This window comes from Acidobacteriota bacterium, assembly GCA_035471785.1.
Taxonomy (GTDB): domain Bacteria; phylum Acidobacteriota; class UBA6911; order RPQK01; family DATIPO01; genus JANQFM01.
The window spans coordinates 55,311-77,906 of the sequence record DATIPQ010000035.1; the positions used below are offsets into that span (position 1 = coordinate 55,311).

The 22,596-nt window shown below is 62.4% G+C and carries 19 protein-coding genes; 13 read left to right on the top strand and 6 right to left on the bottom strand.

Features of this window, described 5'->3' with window-relative positions; genetic code table 11:
• Positions 1–3 precede the first annotated feature (3 nt).
• Positions 4–222 carry a hypothetical protein gene (locus tag VLU25_05505; GenBank protein ID HSR67378.1) on the bottom strand — a complete coding sequence of 73 codons (219 nt, stop codon included), beginning with the start codon at positions 220–222 and terminating at the stop codon, positions 4–6.
• Between the two features lie 189 nt (positions 223–411).
• Here VLU25_05505 and VLU25_05510 point away from each other — a divergent pair, with 189 nt between their 5' ends.
• On the top strand, positions 412–1,623 hold the full coding sequence (locus VLU25_05510) for a tetratricopeptide repeat protein (GenBank protein HSR67379.1): 1,212 nt from the start codon (positions 412–414) through the stop codon (positions 1,621–1,623).
• Between the two features lie 142 nt (positions 1,624–1,765).
• A complete protein-coding gene (locus VLU25_05515) occupies positions 1,766–2,254 on the top strand; it encodes a VOC family protein (protein HSR67380.1) in 489 nt (162 codons plus the stop codon).
• A gap of 2 nt (positions 2,255–2,256) precedes the next feature.
• Here the strand turns inward: VLU25_05515 and VLU25_05520 are convergent, their stop codons facing one another.
• Together VLU25_05520 and VLU25_05525 are read right to left on the bottom strand one after the other, a co-directional pair.
• Positions 2,257–4,320 (bottom strand): acylase, encoded by a 2,064-nt coding sequence (locus VLU25_05520; protein ID HSR67381.1) that lies wholly within the window; start codon positions 4,318–4,320, stop codon positions 2,257–2,259.
• 46 nt (positions 4,321–4,366) lie between these two features.
• Positions 4,367–5,878, bottom strand: a complete 1,512-nt coding sequence (locus VLU25_05525; GenBank protein ID HSR67382.1) for a glycosyltransferase family 39 protein — start codon at positions 5,876–5,878, stop codon at positions 4,367–4,369.
• A gap of 331 nt (positions 5,879–6,209) precedes the next feature.
• On the opposite strand from VLU25_05525, the gene VLU25_05530 reads away from it, so the two are divergent.
• From VLU25_05530 to VLU25_05555, 6 genes are all read left to right on the top strand, one after another.
• On the top strand, positions 6,210–7,709 hold the full coding sequence (locus VLU25_05530) for a radical SAM protein (protein ID HSR67383.1): 1,500 nt from the start codon (positions 6,210–6,212) through the stop codon (positions 7,707–7,709).
• Between the two features lie 33 nt (positions 7,710–7,742).
• Positions 7,743–7,931 (top strand): hypothetical protein, encoded by a 189-nt coding sequence (locus VLU25_05535; protein HSR67384.1) that lies wholly within the window; start codon positions 7,743–7,745, stop codon positions 7,929–7,931.
• 85 nt (positions 7,932–8,016) lie between these two features.
• On the top strand, positions 8,017–8,211 hold the full coding sequence (locus VLU25_05540) for a hypothetical protein (GenBank protein HSR67385.1): 195 nt from the start codon (positions 8,017–8,019) through the stop codon (positions 8,209–8,211).
• Positions 8,212–8,352: 141 nt separating this feature from the next.
• A complete protein-coding gene (locus VLU25_05545; protein ID HSR67386.1) occupies positions 8,353–10,461 on the top strand; it encodes a prenyltransferase/squalene oxidase repeat-containing protein in 2,109 nt (702 codons plus the stop codon).
• Positions 10,462–10,490: 29 nt separating this feature from the next.
• Positions 10,491–11,720, top strand: a complete 1,230-nt coding sequence (locus VLU25_05550; protein HSR67387.1) for a hypothetical protein — start codon at positions 10,491–10,493, stop codon at positions 11,718–11,720.
• 23 nt (positions 11,721–11,743) lie between these two features.
• Positions 11,744–12,958: a nucleotide disphospho-sugar-binding domain-containing protein gene (locus VLU25_05555; GenBank protein ID HSR67388.1), complete on the top strand. Its 1,215-nt coding sequence runs from the start codon at positions 11,744–11,746 to the stop codon at positions 12,956–12,958.
• A gap of 8 nt (positions 12,959–12,966) precedes the next feature.
• Here VLU25_05555 and VLU25_05560 read toward each other — a convergent pair whose 3' ends face one another.
• Together VLU25_05560 and idi are read right to left on the bottom strand one after the other, a co-directional pair.
• Positions 12,967–15,369 carry an ABC transporter permease gene (locus tag VLU25_05560; GenBank protein HSR67389.1) on the bottom strand — a complete coding sequence of 801 codons (2,403 nt, stop codon included), beginning with the start codon at positions 15,367–15,369 and terminating at the stop codon, positions 12,967–12,969.
• 24 nt (positions 15,370–15,393) lie between these two features.
• The gene (gene idi / locus VLU25_05565; GenBank protein ID HSR67390.1) at positions 15,394–16,308 is read right to left on the bottom strand and encodes an isopentenyl-diphosphate Delta-isomerase; all 915 of its coding nucleotides are present in this window, start codon (positions 16,306–16,308) and stop codon (positions 15,394–15,396) included.
• Positions 16,309–16,619: 311 nt separating this feature from the next.
• Between idi and VLU25_05570 the strand changes: the two genes are divergently transcribed.
• Complete coding sequence (locus VLU25_05570) at positions 16,620–17,033, top strand: hypothetical protein (GenBank protein HSR67391.1); 414 nt, start codon at positions 16,620–16,622, stop codon at positions 17,031–17,033.
• A 67-nt stretch (positions 17,034–17,100) separates the two neighbouring features.
• On the opposite strand, the gene VLU25_05575 is transcribed toward VLU25_05570, so the two are convergent.
• A complete protein-coding gene (locus VLU25_05575; protein ID HSR67392.1) occupies positions 17,101–18,603 on the bottom strand; it encodes an NAD(P)/FAD-dependent oxidoreductase in 1,503 nt (500 codons plus the stop codon).
• A gap of 176 nt (positions 18,604–18,779) precedes the next feature.
• Between VLU25_05575 and VLU25_05580 the strand changes: the two genes are divergently transcribed.
• The 4 genes from VLU25_05580 to VLU25_05595 form a co-directional block, all read left to right on the top strand.
• A complete protein-coding gene (locus VLU25_05580) occupies positions 18,780–19,298 on the top strand; it encodes a LemA family protein (protein ID HSR67393.1) in 519 nt (172 codons plus the stop codon).
• Between the two features lie 39 nt (positions 19,299–19,337).
• Positions 19,338–21,050 carry a DUF2207 domain-containing protein gene (locus VLU25_05585; protein ID HSR67394.1) on the top strand — a complete coding sequence of 571 codons (1,713 nt, stop codon included), beginning with the start codon at positions 19,338–19,340 and terminating at the stop codon, positions 21,048–21,050.
• A gap of 314 nt (positions 21,051–21,364) precedes the next feature.
• Complete coding sequence (locus VLU25_05590; protein HSR67395.1) at positions 21,365–21,928, top strand: TlpA disulfide reductase family protein; 564 nt, start codon at positions 21,365–21,367, stop codon at positions 21,926–21,928.
• Positions 21,929–22,099: 171 nt separating this feature from the next.
• The coding region (locus VLU25_05595; GenBank protein ID HSR67396.1) for a serine protease at positions 22,100–22,596 on the top strand (497 nt) is incomplete at its 3' end.

Sequence of the window (22,596 nt, forward strand, 5' to 3'; positions counted from 1 at the left end):
TCACTAAACCGGTTCGGCCCGCGGTTTGCCTTGGGCCTTGGGTTGATGTTCTCCGCACCAGTCGCTGCCGTCGGTGCGCGGCCAAAGGGTGAGGCGGTCGGCCTGAAACTCGGGGCCGGGATATACCGCGGGTGGATGAATGCGGCATTCGCCCTGCAGCGCTCCCATGCGCGTGCGGGCGATTCGGTGCCAGAAGCGGCAGTTGCTGCATTGTTGCGCCATCGGCCGACAGCATAAAGCTTCCCGGCTTGGAGAACAAGGCAGTCTGTGGGAAGAGCGCGACCGGTTCCCCGAGTAGCGCCGAAAGAACAGATTATGAAACAATTGGGTGGCAAAGAAGTCAAAGAAAAGAGGTGTGCATGCGTAGGTAGGATGCTCTGCAATGCTGCCAAAGAGGAAGGGGAGATTCTTATGTTTGTGGTAACCGCGGCTCTGCTGGTGACACTTTACGCCGTGCCTGTGGCGGCCCAAGATCCCGCCCCGTCCCAAGAGCAGCCGCAGTCTCAAGAGCAGCCGAAGTCTCAAGAGCCGCAGGTCCAAGACCCCATCCTGATCGGAACTGACCGCCACACGATTCCCGGCGCTGAGTTCGACCGCACCCGGCCCTTCAAGATCGTTGAGCCGGAAGAGATCCTCAAGTTGGACGACGAGATGAAGGCCTTCGTCGACCAGAGGGTCAACCGGGCCGATCCGCCTTTGGCTCGGTTGCGCCGGTTGGTCCAGGTGGTGTTCAACCGCGACGCGCTGGGCTTCAATTACGAGTGGGGCGCCAGCCACACGGCCCGCGAAACCTTCCACAAGGGCTCCGGAAACTGCCTCTCCTACACCAACATGTTCCTGGCCATGGCCCGCTATCTCGACGTGGACGTGCGCTTTCATGAAGTTGAAATCGTGCCCACCTGGGAGAAGCGCGGCAACATGATCTACCTCTCGCGCCACATCAACGTGCTGGCTTACATCGCCGGATCGGCCTATGAGGCCGACCTCTTCCCCAGCATTTCCCGCCACCGCATCGGCGGACGCGTCATCTCCGACCGGCGGGGACTGGCCCACTTCTACAGCAACATGGGCGCCGAATTGATGTCGCGCGACTACTACTACAGCGCCATCAAGTACTTCAAAAAAGCGCTGGAGATGGATGGGCAGACGGGATTTGTGTGGGGCAACCTGGGAGTCGCCTATTCCCGTATCGGCGACGATGAGAGGGCCGAGAAAGCCTACTTGACGGCTTTGGAATACGACAAGAGAAACTCCACCGTCATGCACAACCTGGCCCGCCTTTATGAGCGCCAGGGCGAGGACGAGTTGGCGGCCGAGTATCTCGAAAAGGTGGATAAGTTCCGTCAGCGCAATCCCTACTTCCACTACCAGTTGGGGATGGAAGCCCTGGAAGCCGGACAGTTGCACCAGGCCTACGATCACTTCCAGGACGCCATCAAGCGCAAGAAAGAAGAAGACCTCTTCTACTTCGCCCTGGCCAAGGTCCACGCCCAGTTGGGGGAGAGCAACGAAGTGGTGAAAGCCCTGGAAACCGCCCTCCAGTACGCCACCGACGGCGACGACATCGAGCGCTACAACCGCAAGCTGCAATTGCTGCAAGCTCTCCACGCCAGCAACCATTAGCTTTCGCAACATCCAATTCCCAAAGACCAACTCCCAATTTGGGCGTAGAGGCCGTTGGACCCTGGGAGTTGCCTCAGTCGCGTCTGCGCTTTGCGTGTGGATTTGCTAGCCTGGAGTCGACCACCGACACAAGGAGAGCACTATGACACGCAACCTCGAAACCCTTGTTTGCGACTTTGAAAAAGGCAAGCTTTCGCGCCGCAACTTTGTAGCTACGCTGACGGCCCTGATGGCCACGGCGGGAGCCGGTGCGGCGGCAGCACCTCAGGACCGTCCCATCAAGATCGCCGGACTCGATCACGTGGCCTTCCGCGTCTCAGACGTCGAACGCTCGCTCAAGTTCTACCAGGACGTACTCAACGCCTCGGTGCGCAGCCAGTCCTCTTCCAGCGCTTTCTTGACCGTGGGAGAGGATTGGATCGCGCTTTTCGGGCAGGGAAGCACCACCACGGGCCAGTCCGAGAGCGACCGGGTCGGCGTCGATCACGTGTCCTTCGACATCAGTTCCCACGGCAGCTTGCAGGAGCGCATGGAGGCCATCCGGTCCAAGGGCCTGGAGCCCATCAATCCGGCTGGCTCGAGCCGCACCTACTTCCGCGATCCGGACGGCAACGTGATCCAGTTTTCCTGACCTCAGGGGAGGGTCTCCTTGCGTTCGAGGTTGGCCTCGATTTCCTCGCGGGTCAACCACACGGGACGCATCGTTTGGCGGGAGACCAGTTGCAGTTGGTCGGTGCGGTGGGGGGAGCCGGATTGTGAGGCGTTTCCGTAGCTGAGAACCGCCTGAGCCTTGACCGGATCGGAGAATTCCACCACCGCCACGTAAGAATCGCCCACCAGGGCTTCCGGCCGGCCGTCTCCGTTGTCGTCGTCGTAGCCGATGACCCGAAAGATTCCCAGGGCTCCCGGACCGCCGTTGGCGGGCAGATCGATGCCGTCGCGCTGGAGGCGGTAGACTTCTCCCCAGGCCACGTCCATGCTGCCGTGTTGGCTCTCCACTCGCTCGGCGGCTTTCACCAGTGCTGTCACAGCTCCCTTGGGGTCGGCCAAGCCGCTGGGCGTGGAGAGCGGATCTTCGGGCTTCCAGGGCTGGGCATAGAGACGGGGACCGCCCGCTTCTCGAAAGAAAGCCTCGAAAAGCACCCCGCCGCGGCTTTCGCTGTCGGCATTCAGGTCCCAGTTCTCCAGCACCTCGGCGGCCCGGCGGGCCGTTTCGCCCCCGTTCTTCCTGGCCGCCTCCACCAGTTCGTCGCGGATGCGCACGGCGGCTTCCATCTCCGTCGAATGCTTGAGACGGATCATGTCGTCCATGGTCAACTGGCCGCCCTCCTGCAACAGTTGGAACGACTGCTGAGCCCGGAAATGCATGAATTGCGGCGCCAGATAGTCGGGATAGGCTGCGGGGTAGAGAGGAGAGTCGACGGTGGTGTTCCAGGGAGGATCGTTGGCGTTTTGCAGCCAGTCGCTGAGGGGATTGACCACGATGGGCATGTCCAGGAAGTCGTGGATGGAGGTCCACAGGGTTTCCGAGGTGTCGCCGGGCACGATTCCGCCCCAGTTGTATCCCTCCTTGCGCCTGGGAGTGGTGCCGCCGAAAAAGTGCATGATGTTTCCTTCGCGGTCGGCGTAGAGAACGGTGAAAAGCGGCAGCTCCATGCGTTTGAGGACGTTCTGGAACTCCTGCATTGAACGGGTGCGTCCCAGGTCCCACCAGGCCCGGGTGACGCCGGCGCGGTCTAACCCCGCCACCCGCAGCGCCAAGGCCTTGCCTTCCTTCTCAGCCACCACGGGCCCGTGGACGCTCTCTTTGACTGTCAGCTCTTCTTCTTCCACGGTTCCGTCCTGGCGCCGCACCTTGAGGGTGTGGCTGCGCTGCTGGAAGGGGCGCACTTCGCCGTCGAAGAGATAGCCGTCCTCGCTCAGCGTCAGTTCGTAGACGTCGGCGGCGTCGATGGTGTTGACGGTGTGCGTCCAGCCCAGGGTGTCGTTGAAGGCGATGCCCAGCACCGGCAGTCCCACCAGCGTGACTCCGTAGGTGTTGTTGGCGGGAGAGACCAGATGGGCCTCGTAGAAGAGAAAGAAGTCGCTCCAGGGCAGATGCGGATTGGCCAGCAGGAGGGGGTGGCGGTTGGCGGTGCGGGAGGGCCCCACAACCCACCCGTTGGAGCCGCCTTCCTGCCAGCGGCGGGCGCTGCCCTGGATGGTGCGGGGCGATGCCAGGAAGGTGAAGTGAAGCGTCCGCTGCATGTGGTTGAGGACGTCCTCGACCCGCAGCGGAAGCACAACCTCGCGTTGGTCGTCGAGGCGCTCGGAATGTTGCTGGGAGTAGGCGTTCATGCCTTCCACGAAACCCTCCAGCAGTCCCGCGAACTCGGGATCGATCTGGCTCAGCCATTGTTGCGAACGTTGGGGCACGCCGTTGGTCCAGATCCAGCGGTCGTGATCGAGGTGAGACTCTCCCCAGTATTCGGCGGCCCGGCCCCGCGACTCGCCGTAGAGGCGCAGGATCAAGTCGCCGTGGCTGTGCATTTGGGCCCATCCGAAGGCTCTGAACATCCCCCGGTTGGTTTCGGCGAAGACGTGAGGGATGCCGTAACTGTCCCACAGGATCTCGGCCGAGGCGGGTTGCTGGCGCGGGGCGCAGGTTGCGGCAAATAAGGACGACAGGCAGATCAGCAAGATGGATAGACGCTTCATGCCGTCAATATTCTCAGAAGCCTTGCTTCTTGCAAAGCGCAACTCTTCAGCGCCTCTCCTCTCGGGCGCTTTCCGGCTCTTCTTCGGGGACTCCCCAGCGGGCGCGGTCTCCCTTTACCAGTTGGGTGCCTGTCCAGCGCAGCACATGGACGCGCTCGGCTTTAGGCAGGCGTTCTTTCCAGGCCTCCAGGCTCGAGGGCAAGTAAAAGACGCTGATGTGCTCGTGCCCGTATCCGAGCCGGACCAGGAAGTAGGGAATGTAGTATTCATGACTGTCCAGATCGAAGGGCACGTCGACCAGTCCGAAAATGTCGTGGGGGCCGGCCTCTGGAACCTGCCGATAGAGAGAGGCGGCGAATTGATGGACGGGCTTGTGGACGTGCTCCATGAAGTGCTCGGCTTCCCGATTGACGCTGGGATAGCTTGCCAATAATCCGATGGCCAGCACGGCCACCGGCGCAGCGACCCCGGCCAGCGGACGGCGCCGGGTGTCGGCCCACGGCGGCAGCCGCTGCTCGATCTTGTCCCACAAACCGCCCGCCAGTCCGCCCAGCAGCATCCCCAGTCCGCTGCCCGGCAGGTAGAGGAACAGAGCCCATCTCCGGTCCAAGGGCAGGATGGGCAGCAGCGTCATAAAGGCGAAGACCAGTCCGAAGATCATCAGGCGGCTGCGCAGCCACCAGGCCAGTCCCAGGACGGCCAGCAGCAGGAGTCCGATTTCGAAGTGGCTGATGGTGAAGGCATGCCCGGTCCACATCTCGAGATAGATGCGCAGATTGCGTAGCGGAAGCCAGCCGAAGTGGTAGACGTACTGGGGATTGTCCCTCCAATAGGCCTCGGGCCCCAGGGTCTTGGCCAGCGTGTAGAGGACCGATATCGCTCCCAAAGGAGCCAGGCGCAGCAGCAGAGGCCTGCAGGCCTGCCACAGCGACTTTTCTTTGAGGTCCTTCGCCAAGGTCCCCCAAAGGAGTTCGTAAGCCAACAGCAGCACCGGAAGCACGACCGCCAGCTCTTTGCTGTTGAGACCCGCCCAGAAGCAGGCCAGCATGGCGGCGTACCAAGCGGCCCGCCGGCTCTCCAGATAGCTCTTGTAGCAGTGCAGGGCCCCCAGGATGAAGAGCAGGCTGGCGCTCTCGTAGATGGCTCCGAAGTTGTAGAGCACGTTGATGACGTGGGGCATGAAGGCGGCGAAGAGGCAGGCCGTCGCCCCGGCCACCGGACTGCCTCCATAGCGCCTGACCAGGCCGTAGAGCAGAATCAGGTTCAAGGTCACCAACGCCGCTCCCAGCAGGTAGTAGGGGAAGGGATCCATGCCGAAGAGCCAGAAGAGGGGAAGATAAAAGAGGGCCCCCAGCGGACGCGCCTTGGAAGTGAAGAGGATCAAAGCGGCTTGAGCGGCCTCCCAGGGATCGCGCTCATAGCGGCTCAAATTCATCAGGTCGTCAAAGGTAAAAAAGCTGTCCAGCGCCGGAACGGTGATGGGAAGGGCGGCTAAGACCAGGGCCAGCACGACCCAAAAGTCGGTTGACGCGAAGAGGCGGGAGGTGCGGTCGGGCATGGTGGTTTAGTCGCCTCCAAAATAGGGAATCGTTCTCTTGCGACGAAGCGCTTTACAAGATCCAAGCGCTGCAGCCACCCGACGGCGAAAATTCTAACACAGACAACTTCGGCCCCGCCCGCAGAGGCCGATTCTCCCTGCTGAGAGGAATTACCTAAAAATAGTACGATTTACCAAACTTATAATGTTGACGCTGGACAGGATCTGGTCTAAACCATTAGAAACACGAAGTTTCTCCAGAGATTTTCGCCGATGGTCCTGGTCGCCTAGGCACGTGCCGCATTGCTTGCTAGCAGGTCTGGACGGCTTGGCCATTTCAGGTAGGAGCGACATGCTGAGAACAAGCAGCTACACGATCTATGCCGATCTTCCAGGCGAACGGGAACGCGTCTTGCTGGTGCACGGATACACGGGGGCCTACGACCGGGTTTCCAGCAGCGTGGCCTCCTACTTGCGTTCGCTGGAGGCGGGTCCTCCGCCTGCCCCTCTTTACGGAGCCTGGAGTCCGCCGCCCAAGCCTAAGGAGGCGCCCGAGCCGCCGAGTGACGCCACACTGCAGCAATTGGAGCAGCGCGGCTATCTGACCCGCCGCACGGTGGAAGAGGAGCGGGAGTTCTTCTCCCGTGTCGCCAACCGGCATCACCAGGACACCCTCAAGGGACGGCTGGTCTACATCGTCATGCCCACCTACGACTGCAACCTGCGCTGCCCTTATTGCTTTCAAGACCACATGCGCACCGACTCGGGCTACTCCCACTTGCTGGTGGCCATGAACGAGAAAACAGCCGACAACATGGTCCAGTCCTGGCTGCGCATCGAAGAGCGCCACGGCGTCACCAAACCCGAACCGAGGGAGGTCACCTTCTTCGGCGGCGAACCGTTGCTCAAACGCCTGCGTCCGGCCGTCGAGCGGGTCATGAACAAGGCTCGTGAACTGGGCCAGGTCAACTTCAAAGCTGTCAGCAACGCTACTGAACTGGACGCCTATCAGGACCTGCTGGGCCCGGGAGGCATCCACTGGATACAGGTGACCTTGGACGGAACGCCGCAGGAGCACGACAAGAGGCGGATCTACGAGGACGGAAGCGGTTCCTTCCAGCGCATATCGGACAATATCGATATGGCCCTCGAGCAGGGGGCCAGCATCGCCGTCCGCCTCAACATCGACCGCGACAACATCAAGCAGTTGCCGGAACTGACCGACTACTTCGTGCAGCGGGGATGGGACGCCCGGCCTGGCTTCAGTTGCTACTCGGCTCCCATTCACCCCACCAACGGCAAGACCGACCACAGCCGCACGCTCACTTCCTGGGGACTGGCCAAGGCGCTGACGCGGATGCGGGGCGAGCATCCCAACATGCGGCTGATCGCCAGGCCCGACGACGGGATACAGCAGAAGGTGGCCAAGGTGCTGCATGAACGCAGCGATCCCTTCGCCATGTTCAAGTCGGCCTATTGCGGCGCCCACGCGGGCATGTATGTGTTCGACCCAAAAGGCGACGTCTACGCCTGCTGGGAAAAGACGGGGGACGCCAATATCCGTATCGCCTCCATCAAGGAGGGCGGCCAAGTGGAGTGGTGCGAAGCCGCCGACCGCATGTGGAAAGGGCGCACGGTCGACTCCAATCCGATCTGCCGCCAATGCCGTTACGCGCTTTACTGCGGCGGGGGCTGTGCCGTCCTGGCCATGGGCAACCGGGGGGAATATTTCACCAACTACTGTGACGGCTTCGCCGCCCGCTTTCGACAGGCGGTGGCCGAAGCCTACTTGGGACTTGCCGACCGGAAGCAAGCCCCGCCATCACAACTCGAGAGCGTGTGCGGCGTTTGACGCAGACCTCTCGGCAGCCTCTAGGGAGATCCTATGAAGAAAGACCAAAACCAAGAACTTGAGCCGCTCAACCTCGATGAGATGGGGATCGAGGAGATCGAGCGCCGTCTGGAGATGGCCGTGGCGGCCGCCGAGGCCGGCCTCTACTGCGGCTCCAACTGCGGTGGCGATTGCCCGAATCTCGAATGCTGCACCCACACCGTGATCCAGCCCGAGATTTGATGGCTTCGGCCAGACGCGCCTGAGAGCGCCCGCGGCTGCGTAGCCGCATTCTCCCGCTAACCCAAACCTCAAAGGAGACAGCCCTATGAAGAAAGACCAAAACCAAGAACTTGAGCCCCTCAACCTCGATGAAATGGGGATTGAGGAGATCGAGCGTCGCCTTGAGATGGCCGTAGCGGCCGCCGAGGCGGGTCTCTATTGCGGCTCGAATTGCGGTGGCGATTGCCCCAACCTGGCGTGCTGTACGCACACCGAGGTCCCAATCGACGTCGGGCTCTAAGTCCCGCAATTCACTCTTTTCCGGTGAGAGCGGCTGGGCCCTGCCGGACAACCGCCAGGGCAGCTACTGCGAGTTACCGCCCCAAGCGGATGCAGGCCGGGCACGGCCCCTCGCCGGTTGATTCTCCACTGCCGGAGGCCTATGACTCAAATCGCTCTTTCGCCTTCGCTCTCCTCGGCAGGGCGCAAGGTTCGCCGGAGAATCGATGCCATCGAGCAGGGGTGGCCCTCCGCCACCAGCCTGCAGAAGGGAGGAAAGGACGCTCCGCTTACCATCTATGACTGCTATCCGTATCTTTTCGCGGAGCTTTTTCCCGACATCGATGCCGACCGGCTTGAAGATTTCGCCGTGGCCTGCCGACTGCTGGCCAGTGCCATAACCCTGGAGGACCGTCTGGCTGACGGCTCTCTCTCGCGCCGCCGCCAGCCCGTCATGCTCTTCCGCGGACGGGCCATGCGTTTTGAAGCGGTAGGACTCTTGCGCCGTCTCTTCCCGGAGGATTCGGCCTTTTGGCCCCGCTACCTGGCTTACGACAGCGAACTGATCAACTCCTCCCTGGAGGAGGCCCGTTTCGCCTGGGGAGAGCGGCCCTGGAGCGAATACAGCGAAGACTTGGCCAAGCGGCTGATGATCGGAAAAAACGCCCCCGCGCGTATCGTGCCGGCCGGCCTGTCCGAGTTGGCCGGCGATGAAACCCGCTTGCCGGCGCTGATTCGGGCGGTCGACCACTTCAACTTCGCCGTCCAGGTGTTCGACGATCTCGAAGACATCAAGGACGACCTGCGCGAAGGCGTTCCCACCTTGATGAGCCGCCGGGTGCTGCCCAACGGTCCTCCCGCCGGCTTGCAGGGACAAGAACGTGAAGAGTGGCTGGAGCGCCAGGCGCGCCGCATCTATTACGAAGGCCACGCCGCCCGCGTCCTGGGGCAGGGCATCGACTCCCTGGATGCGGCCCTGGCTGAACTGAAGGACGGACCCGGCTTGCAATGGCAGGAGATGGTGGAGACGATGAAGGCCCACTACTCGGCCCTGCTGCAAGACATCCAGCGCATTATCGACAGCAACATCCGCCAGAGCCGGCTCAGGCCTTCGCTGGAAGTCGAGTATCCTTCCAGCGACAACCGCTGGGACCACTTGGCGCACCTGGCTCTGCGCTACATCATCGACCACTGGAAACGGGGCCTGGGAGAAATCGTGCACCACTTTGAACTGTCCTCCCTGGAGCACATGGGAGAGGACTCGGCCATTCAGTCGGGCGACGTCTTTCAAAGGGCCATTCTTTGCGATGCCTTGTGCGACGCCGATCAACTGCTGGGGGGACAACTCGCCGACGCAGTGGACTTCGAGCGCCGCTATCTCGTCAGCCGGCGCCGTCGCGACGGAGTCGGCGGGTGGGCCTATTTTCCCGACTGGCGTTTCATGCCTCCCGACGCCGATACCCTGGGGCAGATCCTGCAGGTGCTGCTGCGTTCGGGAGCCCGCCGGCGCATCGAAGAGCTCTGCGGGGAACCGCTGCGCGTCCTCTTTGAAGAGAACATGAACGAGCAGGGATTGTTCGACACCTGGATCATCCCCGCGGACGGCCGCTCGCCTCTGCAAGAGAAGCAGGCCCAGTTGGCTCGCGGAGACTATTGGGCGGGCGCCGATCCCGAGGTGATGGCCAACATCCTCTATCCACTTTTTCTCTATGACCCGCAGAAATACGGCTGGGCGATTGAAAAAGGCGCAGCCTACATGGAGAGCCGGCAGAAAGAAGACGGCAGTTGGGACAGCAAGTGGTACGACGACCACTATTACGCGGCCTACGTCATCATGCGTTTTCTGAACGTGGCCGCTCCGGCCTCGGCATCGTTGGCGGCCTCGGCGGACTTCTTGCGCCGGTCCCAGCGCGACGACGGCGGCTGGTCCACCCGCGAAAGGGGAGAGAGCGACGCACTGAGCACCGCCCTGGCCCTGCTCGGCTTGAGCCTGGCGCCCCAGCATTCGCGAACCCGCGAGGACGCCCGACGGGCTTGGCGGGCCTGGGGTTTTCTGGAGAGCCAGGTGTGCGGAAGAGGACGATGGCCGGCCTGTCCTTTTCTGGTCACCGTCAGGCCGCTTGAAAGCGGAGAGAGACTGGTGGACATCTATCAAAGCAAACTGATCACTACGGCCTACGTCATGAAGGCGGCCCTGGCTTGGCGAAGCCTCGCTCAGCAACAGCCCGAGCAGGCGACCGAGGCGGGCCAAACGGCCGCCGCCGCCGGCTGAGATCACCGAAAGGAAGAAAGGACCTTCGTTTGGACCTGTCGCAAATCCGCGGATTGGACGAGCCCATCAGGCTGCACGACTCGCAAAGCCGCCCCAAGCAGCTTCTGGAGACCAGCAGCGGGGCCTACGCAGCGGTGTCGCCAGACGTGGTGCGGCTTCTGCGCAAACTGCGGGCGGGGCAGACCTACGCTGAAATCGCCGAAGAGGTGAGCCGCTCCTCGGGAAGCAAGGTAGAAGAAAGCCAGGTGCGGGAAGCAGCCGACAAAGTCTTCCGCCAACTGCGGGCCATTGAGGACAAGGAGGTGGCGCCTCCCGGATTCCTTTTTCGCCTGCCGCTGCTTTCGGCTCCCGTGGTGCGCTCCATTTCTTCCCGCCTGACCTTCCTCTTCCATCCGCTGGTAGCCCTGGCCTGCCTGATGCTGATCGGGGCGGCCCTTTGGGGATCGGTGCAGCCCTACCGTATCCACCAGATCTTCGAGATTCCGATGACCGCTTCCAACTTCTGGAAGGGATTCCTGATTCTGCTGCTGACCATGGTGATCCACGAATTCGGCCACGCCTCGGCCAGCATCCGCTACGGAGCCAAACCCAGCGAGATCGGATTCACTCTCTTTCTCATCTTTCCGGCCTTCTACAGCGACGTGACTTCTAGCTGGGAACTGCCTCGCTTGAGACGGGTCATCGTGGACGTGTCGGGACTCTACTTCCAGCTCATCTGCGGGTCGCTGCTGCTGTTCGCCTATCTCCAGTGGGGATGGGAACCGCTTTGGGTGGCCTGGATCCTCATTTTGGGCAGCGCCCTCTTCATGCTCAACCCGATCCTGCGTTTCGACGGCTACTGGATGATCGCGGACGCCCTGGGAGTCGCCAATCTGCGCGCCCAAACCCGCCGCATCGCCCTTCACCTCTGGAACCGGCTGCGGTCGCGGCCCGTCAAGCCTTTGCCCTGGCCGCCCCACGTCCTGGTGGGGATCTCTCTGTACTCGGCCATGGCGGTGGCCGCCTGGGTCTATTTCCTGACCTTCATCGTGCCCCTGGTGGGAGCCTATCTGGCCAAGTATCCGGAGGTCGTCCTCAAGTTCTGGAACGACCTGATGGGCGACTCCCCGGTGGTGGACATTCAGCCCATCCTGGTTTCGACCTACCTGACTCTGGCCCTGACCCTGCTGACCTACCGGATCATCCGTTGGCTGACAACGACGCTGGTCCAGACGGTACGCGCGCGCTGGATGACCCAAGGGGGAATGGAGAAGGCCTGAACTTACAAAAGGGGGTAACGCAAGTGCGGTTTCTTTTCGCATCCTTGAGCAGTCATGGCTTCCTCTACCCGGCTCTGGGAATGGCGCGGGCACTGGAAAGACGTGGCCATCAGTGCGCCCTGGTGACGGGACGAAGCCTGGAGTCAGAAGCCCGCAAGGCCGAAATCGAGCGGATTCCGCGAGGGGACAAGGACGGGGAGAGTTTCGAAGTCCCCCTGTGGATGAATCCCCTTTCGGTGGCCATGCAGATCCTCCATGTCGAGTATGCCGTCAAACGCTTTCAGCCCGACGTGCTGGTCGGTCAGCAGTTGACCTTGGGACCGATGATCGCTTCTCGAAGGAACGATCTTCCCCTGGCCATCATCGGGCTGATGACCTACCCGTATCCCTACCTGCGCGGCGATGAGGCCCTTTCGCCCGAGTACAAGCACCGGCTCTCCTGGCGGCACGGCGACGTGTTGCAGACTCTCAACGAGGCCCGAGCCACCTTCTCCCTTGCGCCCGAGAGCGCCCAGCCGCACTCGTCGCCCCTCTTGGGCGATCTCTTTCTGCTGCGAAGCCTGCCCGCCCTGGAAGTAAATCCGCAGGGGCTGCCTGAGCACGTACACATGGTCGGCGACTTGCTTTGGCATCCTCCCATCGAGGGCGATTCCGAGTTGGAGGATTGGCTGGGCGCCATCCGTGATCGCCGCTGCGTGTATGTCCAGCATGGGCGCGTCTTCGGATTGCCCGGTTTCTGGAAGGAATTCGTACAGGCCATGCGCAAGAGCGGACTGACGGCGGCGGTGGCGGCCTCGCGCATGGATTTCGATCTGGGAGATTACCCGCAGGACTTCCTGGTTCGGCCCCATCTGCCTCAGCACCTGGTACTGGCCCGCTCCCGCACCGTGGTTTCGAGCGCCAACACCACCGTGACTTTGGGCGCCCTTCGAGCCGGAGTCCCCAGCCTGCAAATCCCTTCCGGCAGCGAACAGCCGGACGTGGCCGAATGCTGCCGCCGCAGGGGGCTTTCGCTGACTCTGGCCGATGATCAGCTCAATCCCCAGGGCCTCAAGGAGGCTCTCCACCGGCTGGGACGAGAGCCGCGCTTCCAAGAGGCCTGCCAGTCCATGAGCCGCGAAATGTCCGCCTACCAGGGACGGCGCAAGGCCGTCCGGCTGCTGGAGGGGTTGGCTGGAGATCGGGCCCGTGCGGAGGTTGCCTCGCCGTGGACCGCCGCCCGGGCTTCCGCCGAGTGAGGCTTCATCTATTCCGCCCTGAGCGCCTCGCTGGGATCGACCTTGAGGATCCTCTTTGAGGGAATATAGGCCGCCACCCAGGCCGCCAGGGCCAAGGAAAGCGTAAAGGCCAGGTAGGCGCCCGCGTTCAGCTCGACGATGCCGAACAGGTAGCTTTCCATCAGCCTTCCCAATCCCCAGGCCATGGGCAGTCCGATGACCAGTCCCACGACGACCAGGCTGAGGGCGCTGATCAGGCTCGAGCGCAGGACGCTGCGGGCCGAAGCCCCCAGGGCCATGCGGATGCCGAACTCCTGGCTGCGGCTGGAGACGGTGTAGGCCATGACGCCATAGATGCCCACCAGCGAAAGCAGCAAAGCGATGGCGCCGAAAACGCTCATCAGTCCGGCTGCCGCCGACACGGGGTAAATGTGCTCGGATAGAGATGTGCTTTGGCTGCGGGCTTGAAAGATGGGCAGGTCGGAGTCCAGCTCTCTGAATTTGGTCCGCACGGCCGGCAGCACCTCCAGAGGGTCCTTGCGCACCCGCAAGGCGAGTGACATTTGAGCCGAGGGCGACTGTTGCAGGGGCACGTAGAAAGTAGCCGTGGGCGTCGTCTCCTCCCAGGAGTGACGCACGTCCCCCACCACTCCGATCACCGTCAGCCACTCCCCGTCGCGGACCCGGAATCTCTTCCCCAGCGGATCTCCCTGGGGCCAAGCGGTCTGGGCCATGCGGGCGCTGACCACGGCCACCGGACGCGCTTCTGCTTCCATCCCCGGACGGAACGTCCTGCCCTCCATCAAATCGATGTCCAAGGTGCGGAAGTAATCGGATGACGCTACCCGATAGGAAGCCGTAGGCCAGCGGCGGGCGTCAGTAGGCGGATTTCCCTCGACTTCGAAGGCCCGCGTCCAGCCGCTGTTGGAAGCCGGCAGGAAGTTGACCGCCGCCGCCAATTCAACCGAAGGCAGGGCGGCGAGACTGTCCAACAGTTGCTGGTAGAGGCGCGACTGCTGCTCCTCCTGGCGGTACTTCCAGCCCGGCAGCTCGGTCTGCAGCGTCAGCAGCCCTTGAGGACGGTAACCTTGGTCCTGGGAAACGATGCGCTGGGTGCCCTGGACGGCTAATCCGGCCGCGATAAGCAAAGTCAAAGTCAACGCCACCTCAGCCGTCACCAACAGGCGCCGCCCGCTCATCCGGCGCGATGCGGTGCGGGTGGAGCGGTTGAGAATCTCTCGAAAGCTGGCCCGCGAGGAGGAGATGGCGGGCAGCAGTCCGAAGACCACTACCGCCGCCAATCCCACGGCTGCCGCAAAAGCGGCGGTCCGCCAGTCCAGCCCGACTTGGTCCCATCCCACCACGAACCTGCGGATGCGGGGCGGAATGGTCTGCCGCAGGACTTCGAGGGCCGCCCAGGCCAGCGGCAGCGCCCAGGCGGCTCCGATCAGCGCCAAAAGCGCATTCTCGATCATCAACTGGCGCAAAAGGCGTCCCCGGCGGGCCCCCAGCGCCTGGCGCAAAGACAGTTCCTGAGCCCTCTCGCTGCCGCGAACCAGCAACAGCCCGGCCACATTCACGCAGGCCACCAACAGGACAATCACGACGGCGGCCTGGAAAATGGACAAGAAAGGCGGCGCCCCCGGATGGACGACGGCTTGACTGAGCTCCACAACCTTGGCCCCGCGTCCCCGGTCGCTCTCCGGATATTCCTCGGCCCAACCCGCCGCCAGCACGTCCAGAGCCGCTTGCGCCCGGGAGCGGGAGACACCCTCGGCCAGACGCGCCGCCACGCCCAATCCGCGCGCGTCGCGCCGGGTCAATTGAGCGCTGGAAAAACGCAGGGGAAGCCAGATGTCGCATTGGCGGGGGAATTCAAATCCGGGCTGAGCCACTCCGGCGATTTCATAGCTGCGGCCATTCAGGTTGATGGTGTCGCCGACGATCTGGGGGTCGGCGCTCAGGTGGCGGATCCAAAAGGCATGGCTGAGGACGGCCGCCGGGGTTGCCCCATCGTCAAGGTCAGACGGGGTCAGCAGGCGCCCGAGAGCGGGCCGCGCCCCCAGCAGTCCCAAGAAACCCGGAGTGGCGCTGGCCGCCTGCACGCGAATGGACTGCTGCAAGCCGGTGACGGTGGCCTGCCAGGGCAAGTGAGCTTCTACTTGCTGGAAGACTTCCTCTTGCTCGCGCCAGACCAGAAAGCGAGGAACGGCAACTGGAATCCGGTCCGCTCCCCAAGCGGGCAGCGTCTCGTAGATCATGACCAGCCGCTCGACTCCGGGGACCGGAAAGGGACGCAGCATCAAGGCGTCGATGAGCGAGAAAACCGCCGCATTGGCGCCGATGCCCAAGGCTAGAGTCAACCCTACGGCTCCCGTCAGCAAAGGGCGGCGCCAGAGACTGCGGGCCGCGAACCTCAAGTCAGTCAGCATGGTCTCGACCTCGAAAGCTGATGTTCATTCCGTCTCCAAGGAGTGGCGTTTGTCAAGGATACCCTGTATGACGGCGCTTCGTATGGCCGTCTCGAAACATATCTTCAGCCAGGCGGTATAGTCGCTGGGCCGATCCCTGATTTCCTGTCGCAGGGTCCGCACGTCCTTCCAGGCCCATTCCGCCACCTCGCGGGGATTGGGTTCCGCCCCTCCATCGTGGCGTCCAGCCAGAACATGGTCTACCTCATGCTCGCGCAAACCCGCTTCTACCTGGGCCGAATAGGTGAAGGTGAACATCTCGCGGAGAGCGCAGGTGAAGCCCATTTCCTCCAGCAATCTCAACTGGGCCTCCCGGATCAACACCCCTCCAGGACGCGGATGGCTGCAACAACTGTTCGACCATAGACCCCGCGAGTGATACTTGGAGAGGGCTCTTCTCTGCAGCAGCAGTTGGCCCTGGGAGTTGAAGATGAAGATGGAAAAGGCCCGGTGCAGCAGTCCCCGCCGGTGGGCCTCGATCTTGTCGCAGACGCCCACCTGTCGACCGCTCCTGTCGACCACCACCACCTCCGAGCAGCGGTAGCCGTTGCCGTTGTACTTGCTCAGGCTCAGCGCCTTGCTTCGGAATCGCTGGCGGTATTGCTTGGGCGTGCGCCCGGTGCGGGCCTTGAAGGCCCGAGAGAAGTTGGAGAGATCGTTAAAACCCACCTGATAAGCGATCTCCGATATGCGCAGGTTGCCGCCGGTCAGCAATGAAGCCGCGCAGGTCAACCGCTGATCTTTCTGAATCGTCTTAATCGATTGTCCCAGTTCCTCTTTGAAGAGAGAGGACAAGCGGCTCGAACTGAGATTAACCCGCCGAGCCAGGCGATTAACGGTGATCGGTTTGTGAAACGAGGTTCTGATTACGTCCAGAACTTCTTTGACTCGCACGTCCATCTCTAGCGCCTCAGGCCGGTCGACAAAGTTCTGAATCTCTGGGTGTCTCTACGTGTGCAGCATGATATCAAGAAAGTTACAAAGAAACAAGTATCATGTTGTCACAACGCAATATGAAGTATATAAAGCTTCTTTAAAATAACAGCTGTTCAGCGGCACTAATGGGGCATGGTCGACCTGCTTTAGCCAAATATCTTCAAGCGAGGGCTTTTTCGGCGGTCCGTCCCGCGCTAGAGTTGACCCATGCCTTGCTTGGAGACTGAGAATGAACAGGTAGAATATGGAGCAGGAATAATGAAGGAGGCCCCGCCATGTCCACGCGCATCAGCCGAGTCGATTACTTTTTCACGAGCGTCAGGGATCAACCAGGGGAGGCATATCGGTTGCTGTCTCTGTTGAAGGACTTGGGGGTCAATCTTTCGGCTGTGACGGCCGTGCCAGTGGGCCCGGACCGCACCCAGATGACGCTCTTTCCTGAAGACACGCTCAAGTTGAAATCGGAGGCCAAGAAGGCCGGGCTCTCCATCGACGGGCCCCATCCGGCGCTGCTGGTGCAGGGCGACGACGAGTTGGGCGCGCTGGCCCGCATCCACGCTCAACTTTACGAAGCGCGCGTCAACGTTTATGCCTCCAGCGGAGTGGCTGACGGCCGCGGTTCCTTCGGCTACATCATCTACGTCCGCCCCGAGGACTTCCGGCGGGCGGCTGAGGTGCTGGGGGTCTGAGCCTCCCCCCTCAGAGTCACCTGGTGCTGCCGGTCATAAGACCTGAGCCAGGGCCGTCGGTTTCAGACTAGGCGATCAGGCCCTGGGAGGTGCGCTCATCCAGGACCAGGCGGCTGACGGCCATTCCCGAGGTGACCACCGTGCGGATTCCGGCGCCCGGCTGGGACCAGTGTCCGCACAGGTAGAGTCCGCGGACGGGTGTGATGTTGGAAGGCCGGTAAGGGCCGGACTGCTGGGGTGATTGGGCCCAGCCGTAGATGGGGCCCACCGTCCTCATGGAGTAAAGCTGGGGGTCGCCCTGGGGTTGATCGGGCCGCATTCCCAGGTACTCGGGCAGCCCCGGAATGACGGCGGATGCCCGCGCCGCCAGCGTTGCGGCGGCCTCGGCGGGGACCGACGCGGGATTGGGCGGGATCATCCATTTGAGCACCACCAGGTGCTCGTCGGCGTTGACCAAGGAATCGTCGGAGATGGAGGGGATGGTGACCGTTACGCCCGAAATGCGTCCTTCCAGGCCTTCCTTCCAGGTGCCCTCGTGGTCCCAGTTGGCGAAGACCAGGTTTTCGTGGACCGCCTGGGGAGGAACCAGTTCTCGGGGCACGGCAGTGTAGAGCGAAACCAAGTAGACCGATGTTTCGAGGCCGGAGATTAGCTCGCGGTAGGAACGGGGAAGATGCCGCGGTCCGAGCAGTTCTTGCATGGTGGCACGGGCGTCGATATTCGATATCACTACGGGAGCGCGAAAGGTCTCTCCATCGGTTGTTTCAACCCCCTCGACCCCGTCCCCGTCCACCAGGATGCGGGTCGCCGCAGCTCCGGTCCTGACCTCCGCTCCCTGGTTTTTCACGCCCTGCTGGAAGGCCTGGGCCATGCGCCGGAACCCGCCCAGGCTGTAAAAGGCTCCTTCGTCGACCATTCCGCCCATCATCACGGCCCAAAGCAGAAAGCTGGCGCGAGAGGGCGGAAGGCCCAGGTAAAGCCAGAGTACCGTCAGCGCCGACAGGGCTTCGTCTCTGATGCCGCGGCCATGGAGCGCCTCCAGCAGGGTCCTGGGAAGGCTGCGGACCAGCTCCCGATGGCGCAGCGGCGCCAGCGCTCTCTGCCAAAAGGTGGGCTGGATGGGGAAGCGCAGGGTATCGAGGTTGATGCGGGAGCAGACGGCCATCAATTCTTCAATCGAGTCGGCTTGAGCGGGGAAATGCCGGCGGTAGGAGTCGACGAAAGCGCGCCGTCCCGCTCCCGATACGGTCAGGTCGAAGCCGGGCAGGAGGACCCGGTAGAAGGGGTCGTTGCGCACGAACTGGCAGCCGTCCGCCGCCCCCAGTCGAGAGAGGACTCCGGTGACCACGCCCCGGCCCGCTCCGTCGCTCGGGCCGCCGCCCATAATCATGTGCAGATTAGGGTCGAAAGGACGTCCTCTCCAGTCGTACCCCGCGGCGTGCCCTCCGGCGCGCGACTCTCTTTCCAGCACCAGCACCCGGCGTCCCGCTTTAGCCAGCAGCCCAGCCGCCGTCAGCCCTCCGATTCCGCCGCCCAACACGATCACGTCATAAGAGTCCCTACCTGCCATCGTCTCCTCCCTCTTGATCTAACGCGCCGGACCCCCTGCACACCTCATTCAGGATTGCCGTCGATTGACAGTGATGCCCTGGCTACCTATAGTTCGGGCGGATTCTTGTCCGTTTTACAGGGAAGGCCGGGAAAGTGCTTGAACTCGGTTTACTGGCTGTCGCCTTAGTTGCTGGGGTGTGGGTCATCGTGACCTACAACCGGCTGGTGCGCCTGAGATTGCTCAGCCGCAACGCCTGGGCCGATATCGACGTTCAATTGAAAAGGCGCTACGATCTCATTCCCAACCTGGTTGAAACCGTCAAAGGCTACGCGGGCCATGAGCGCCAGACTTTTCGCGAAGTCGTTGAGGCGCGAAATCGAGCCATGGCGGCCCGGGGGCCCGGCCAAAAGGCAAGGGCCGAGGCGGCCTTGGGCGAGTCCCTGAAATCTCTCTTCGCGCTGGCCGAGTCTTATCCCGAGTTGCGGGCGGCCGAGAGTTTCAGGCAACTGCATGACAGCCTCGAGAAGATCGAGGAGGCCATCCAGAACGCCCGGCGTTACTACAATGCCGTGGTGCGCGACTTGAATACGCGGATCGAGGTTTTCCCGGATAACCTGGTTGCCCGGCCCCTGGGGTTCAAGCAGGCCGAATTCTTCCGAATCGGCAGCGGGGAAAGCCAGGCTCCCCAGGTGCAGTTCCCATCAGGCCAGTGAGCCGGCAGGAGGCGCAAGACAATGGTAGGCAAACAGGTGGTGAGAATAATCCGGCTCATCTTGGCGGTTCTGCTTCTGCTGTTGCTGCAGGGGACGCTTCTCAGCGCCCGCACGCTGACTTTGGAGAGTTTTCATGCTGACATCGAAGTGAGACCGGACGGGGATATCGTGGTCACCGAGACCCTCCGGCCTCGCTTCAGCGGCTCCTGGAACGGCATCTTCCGCTTCATCCCGGTGCAATACCGCAGCCCGCGGGGCTTCAACTATCGCCTCTGGTTCTATCTGCAGGAGGTTACCGACGGTTCGGGCAACGCTCTCCGCCACAAGAGCTTCCGCGAGAGGCATTACCTGAAGTTTCAAATCTGGATTCCGGGGGCGCGCGACACGGTCAAGACCGTAAAGATCCGCTACCGGGTCAGCAAGGCTTTGCTCTTTTTCGAAGAGCACGACGAGCTTTACTGGAACGTCACCGGCGACGAGAGCGCTATCCCGATCGAGTCGGCGTCGGCCCGCATTACGCTTCCATCGGGCGCTGACGGGATCAGGGTGACGGCTTTCACGGGAGGCTACGGTTCGCGGGAACAGGCGGTGCAGACCTCGGCCCGGGGAAACGTCGTCGAGGCCCAGACCACCCGTACTCTGGGGATTCGCGAGGGCCTGACGGTGGCTGTGGCCTGGAATCCGGGATTGGTGACCCGTCCTGGGCCAGTGGACGTGGCCGCTGAGTTCCTCTGGAACAACTGGCTGTTCATCGTTCCTATCCTGGTCTTCGCCGCCATGTACCTGCTGTGGTCGAAGCGGGGGCGCGATCCTCGGTTGCGTCCGACGGTGGCCCGCTACCAGCCCCCGGAGGACCTCAGCCCAGCCGAGGTCGGGACGCTGGCCGATCATCGGCCCGACATGCGCGACATCGTGGCCACGGTGGTGGAGCTGGCGGTGCGCGGATTCATCCGCATCGAGGAATACAAGAAGGAGAAATGGCTGGGGCTTTCTTCCGAGCGGGATTACCGCTTCCGGCTCTTGAAAGAGCGTTCTCAATGGGGCGGCCTGAAGAGTCACCAGCGCTCCGTCCTGGACGGGATCTTCAAGTCAGGCGATTCGGTAACTCTTTCCAGCCTCAAGAACAAGTTCTACAAGGAGCTGCCCGGCATCAAGAAGGACATCTTTGCCTCGCTCATTTCCAAGCACTACTACACCCGCCGTCCCGACCGTGTCAGGGCCTTTTACCTGGCGGGCGCCGGCGTCTTGGCCGTGCTGACCATACCGGTGGCGGGCGCCGGTTTCATGGGACTGCCCCTGCTGAGCATCCTCATCCCCGGAGTCTTGTCTGCCGCTATCGTAGCCGTCTTCGGTTGGCTGATGCCGGCCCGCACCGTGGCCGGAGGCCGGGCCCTGGAAGAGATCCTGGGATTCGAGGAGTTTATGGAACGGGTGGAATCAGACCGCTACAAGCGCATGATCACCGGCCCTGAGATGTTCGAGAAGTACCTGCCCTACGCCATCGCCTTAGGTGTGGATGAGCAGTGGGCCGCGGCCTTCGAGGACATGCTGGAGAAGGCTCCCGAGTGGTATTCGGGTCCCAGCGGAGTGCACTTCAACTCCAGCAGCTTCACTTCAGGGCTCGGCCGCATGTCGACTCAAGCGGCCACAGCCATGGCCTCGGCCCCGCGCAGTTCCGGGAGTTCCGGTTTCAGCGGCGGAGGCGGTTTCAGCGGCGGCGGAGGCGGCGGCGGCGGCACGGGAGGTTTCTAGGGCAGTCGGTCATCGATTCTGAGCCAGGGCCTCTCTTTCGGGTCCCTTCTGAAAGGGACAGATTCGCCACCCCAGCGACTGTGTTAAAAGTCAAGTCCGGGCTCGCTGAAGGCGAGCGATTCGCCAGCCCAGGGTCAGCCCCGGCGAGCGCCAGCGAGACGGCGGCGCCACCCTGGGTTCAGGACAGCGAAGGTTTCAAACGCTGAAAGCGTGGGATAACGTAACGGGTGGCTTAGAACTCTTGGCCGATGCACATAGGCGCAGGGGATCGGCGCTTTGCGCAGGTGGCTTTAGCCGATATGCTGTAGGGAGTGATGAAGCGAATCGTCGTCCTGGCCCTGCTCGTAATCCTGCTGGTGGCAGGATTTTTCGTCTACCGGTTGACCGAGCGCATCGGCGAGGGCAAAGAGACCGTCGATTTTGCAGATCCTTCCCAGCGTCCGCGGGTGGGAGAGATGACGTTCCAGTCGCCTCAGAAGCGATTCCGGCTGGCCGATTTGCAGGGCAAGGTGGTGCTGGTCGATGTCTGGGCCACCTGGTGCTCTCCCTGCATTGCCGCCATCCCCGAACTGGTCAGGTTGCAGAAGAAATATCGGGATGACCTAGCCGTGCTGGGCCTGAACGTGGACGAGCGCGGATGGGAGGTGGTTGAGCCTTTCCTGCAACGGCGAGGCGACATCAATTATCCCGTGGTCCGTTCCGACCCGCCGGCCCGCATCCTCTTCAACACCATCATCGATGTCCCACCCTTGGGCAAGGTCAGCGCCCTCCCTTCCAGCTTCCTGATCGACCGACAGGGCCGCCTGGTCAGCAAGTACGTCGGCGGCGGCACCCTCCCCCAAGTCGAGCGCGATATCGAGCGCTTGCTGCAGGAATAGCCTGCTGCCAATAAATCTCCTCTGTATCCGTCATCACCAAATATTTCCCGCTAGCTGACGAACAATGGAAAGGAATCTCCGAGCAATCGGCGAGGAGTTTCTGATTTCTTTCGGATCGTTTGGCGGGATGCCCGCTCGGCGAGGCTCCCGGCAAGTTGAGGAGACAGATCGATGACGGAACCATTCATCTCATTGGACGGATTGTGGCGAGGTTTGCGGGATCGTTCGCCGAAGCGGAAGCTGGTGCTTTTTGCAGCCTCTTTTCTTTTCTTGGCCCTGACCCTGCAGGCGCAGCCCCAGGAATGGCGCAGGGGTCGGGTGCTCGTCCAGCCGCGGGCCGGCTTGTCGGGCGCTCAATTGTCTTCCATCCTGCAGGGACACGGAGGGCGTTCGGCCCAGGTACTTTCCCAGATCGGCCTCCACATCGTTGAACTGCCGGAGGCGGCGGATGAGCGGGCTGTCGCTCAGGCTCTTTCCAGAAACCCCCAGATCCAGTTTGCCGAACTGGACTGGTTGGTTCCCGTGGAGGAGACGACTGCCAACGATCCCATGTTCGACGATGCTTGGCATCTGCCAAGGATCCGCGCTCTCGAGGCCTGGGACCTGTCATTGGGTCAAGGGGTCACGGTCGCCATCCTCGATACAGGGGTCGATCCCGATCACCCTGA

What these genes read in the sequence shown, in the direction of transcription:
- VLU25_05505 (HSR67378.1), bottom strand. Translation starts at nt 222, where the DNA reads ATGGCGCAACAATGCAGCAACTGCCGCTTCTGGCACCGAATCGCCCGC.
- VLU25_05510 (HSR67379.1), top strand. Translation starts at nt 412, where the DNA reads ATGTTTGTGGTAACCGCGGCTCTGCTGGTGACACTTTACGCCGTGCCT.
- VLU25_05515 (HSR67380.1), top strand. Translation starts at nt 1,766, where the DNA reads ATGACACGCAACCTCGAAACCCTTGTTTGCGACTTTGAAAAAGGCAAG.
- VLU25_05520 (HSR67381.1), bottom strand. Translation starts at nt 4,320, where the DNA reads ATGAAGCGTCTATCCATCTTGCTGATCTGCCTGTCGTCCTTATTTGCC.
- VLU25_05525 (HSR67382.1), bottom strand. Translation starts at nt 5,878, where the DNA reads ATGCCCGACCGCACCTCCCGCCTCTTCGCGTCAACCGACTTTTGGGTC.
- VLU25_05530 (HSR67383.1), top strand. Translation starts at nt 6,210, where the DNA reads ATGCTGAGAACAAGCAGCTACACGATCTATGCCGATCTTCCAGGCGAA.
- VLU25_05535 (HSR67384.1), top strand. Translation starts at nt 7,743, where the DNA reads ATGAAGAAAGACCAAAACCAAGAACTTGAGCCGCTCAACCTCGATGAG.
- VLU25_05540 (HSR67385.1), top strand. Translation starts at nt 8,017, where the DNA reads ATGAAGAAAGACCAAAACCAAGAACTTGAGCCCCTCAACCTCGATGAA.
- VLU25_05545 (HSR67386.1), top strand. Translation starts at nt 8,353, where the DNA reads ATGACTCAAATCGCTCTTTCGCCTTCGCTCTCCTCGGCAGGGCGCAAG.
- VLU25_05560 (HSR67389.1), bottom strand. Translation starts at nt 15,369, where the DNA reads ATGCTGACTGACTTGAGGTTCGCGGCCCGCAGTCTCTGGCGCCGCCCT.
- idi (HSR67390.1), bottom strand. Translation starts at nt 16,308, where the DNA reads ATGGACGTGCGAGTCAAAGAAGTTCTGGACGTAATCAGAACCTCGTTT.
- VLU25_05570 (HSR67391.1), top strand. Translation starts at nt 16,620, where the DNA reads ATGTCCACGCGCATCAGCCGAGTCGATTACTTTTTCACGAGCGTCAGG.
- VLU25_05575 (HSR67392.1), bottom strand. Translation starts at nt 18,603, where the DNA reads ATGGCAGGTAGGGACTCTTATGACGTGATCGTGTTGGGCGGCGGAATC.
- VLU25_05590 (HSR67395.1), top strand. Translation starts at nt 21,365, where the DNA reads ATGAAGCGAATCGTCGTCCTGGCCCTGCTCGTAATCCTGCTGGTGGCA.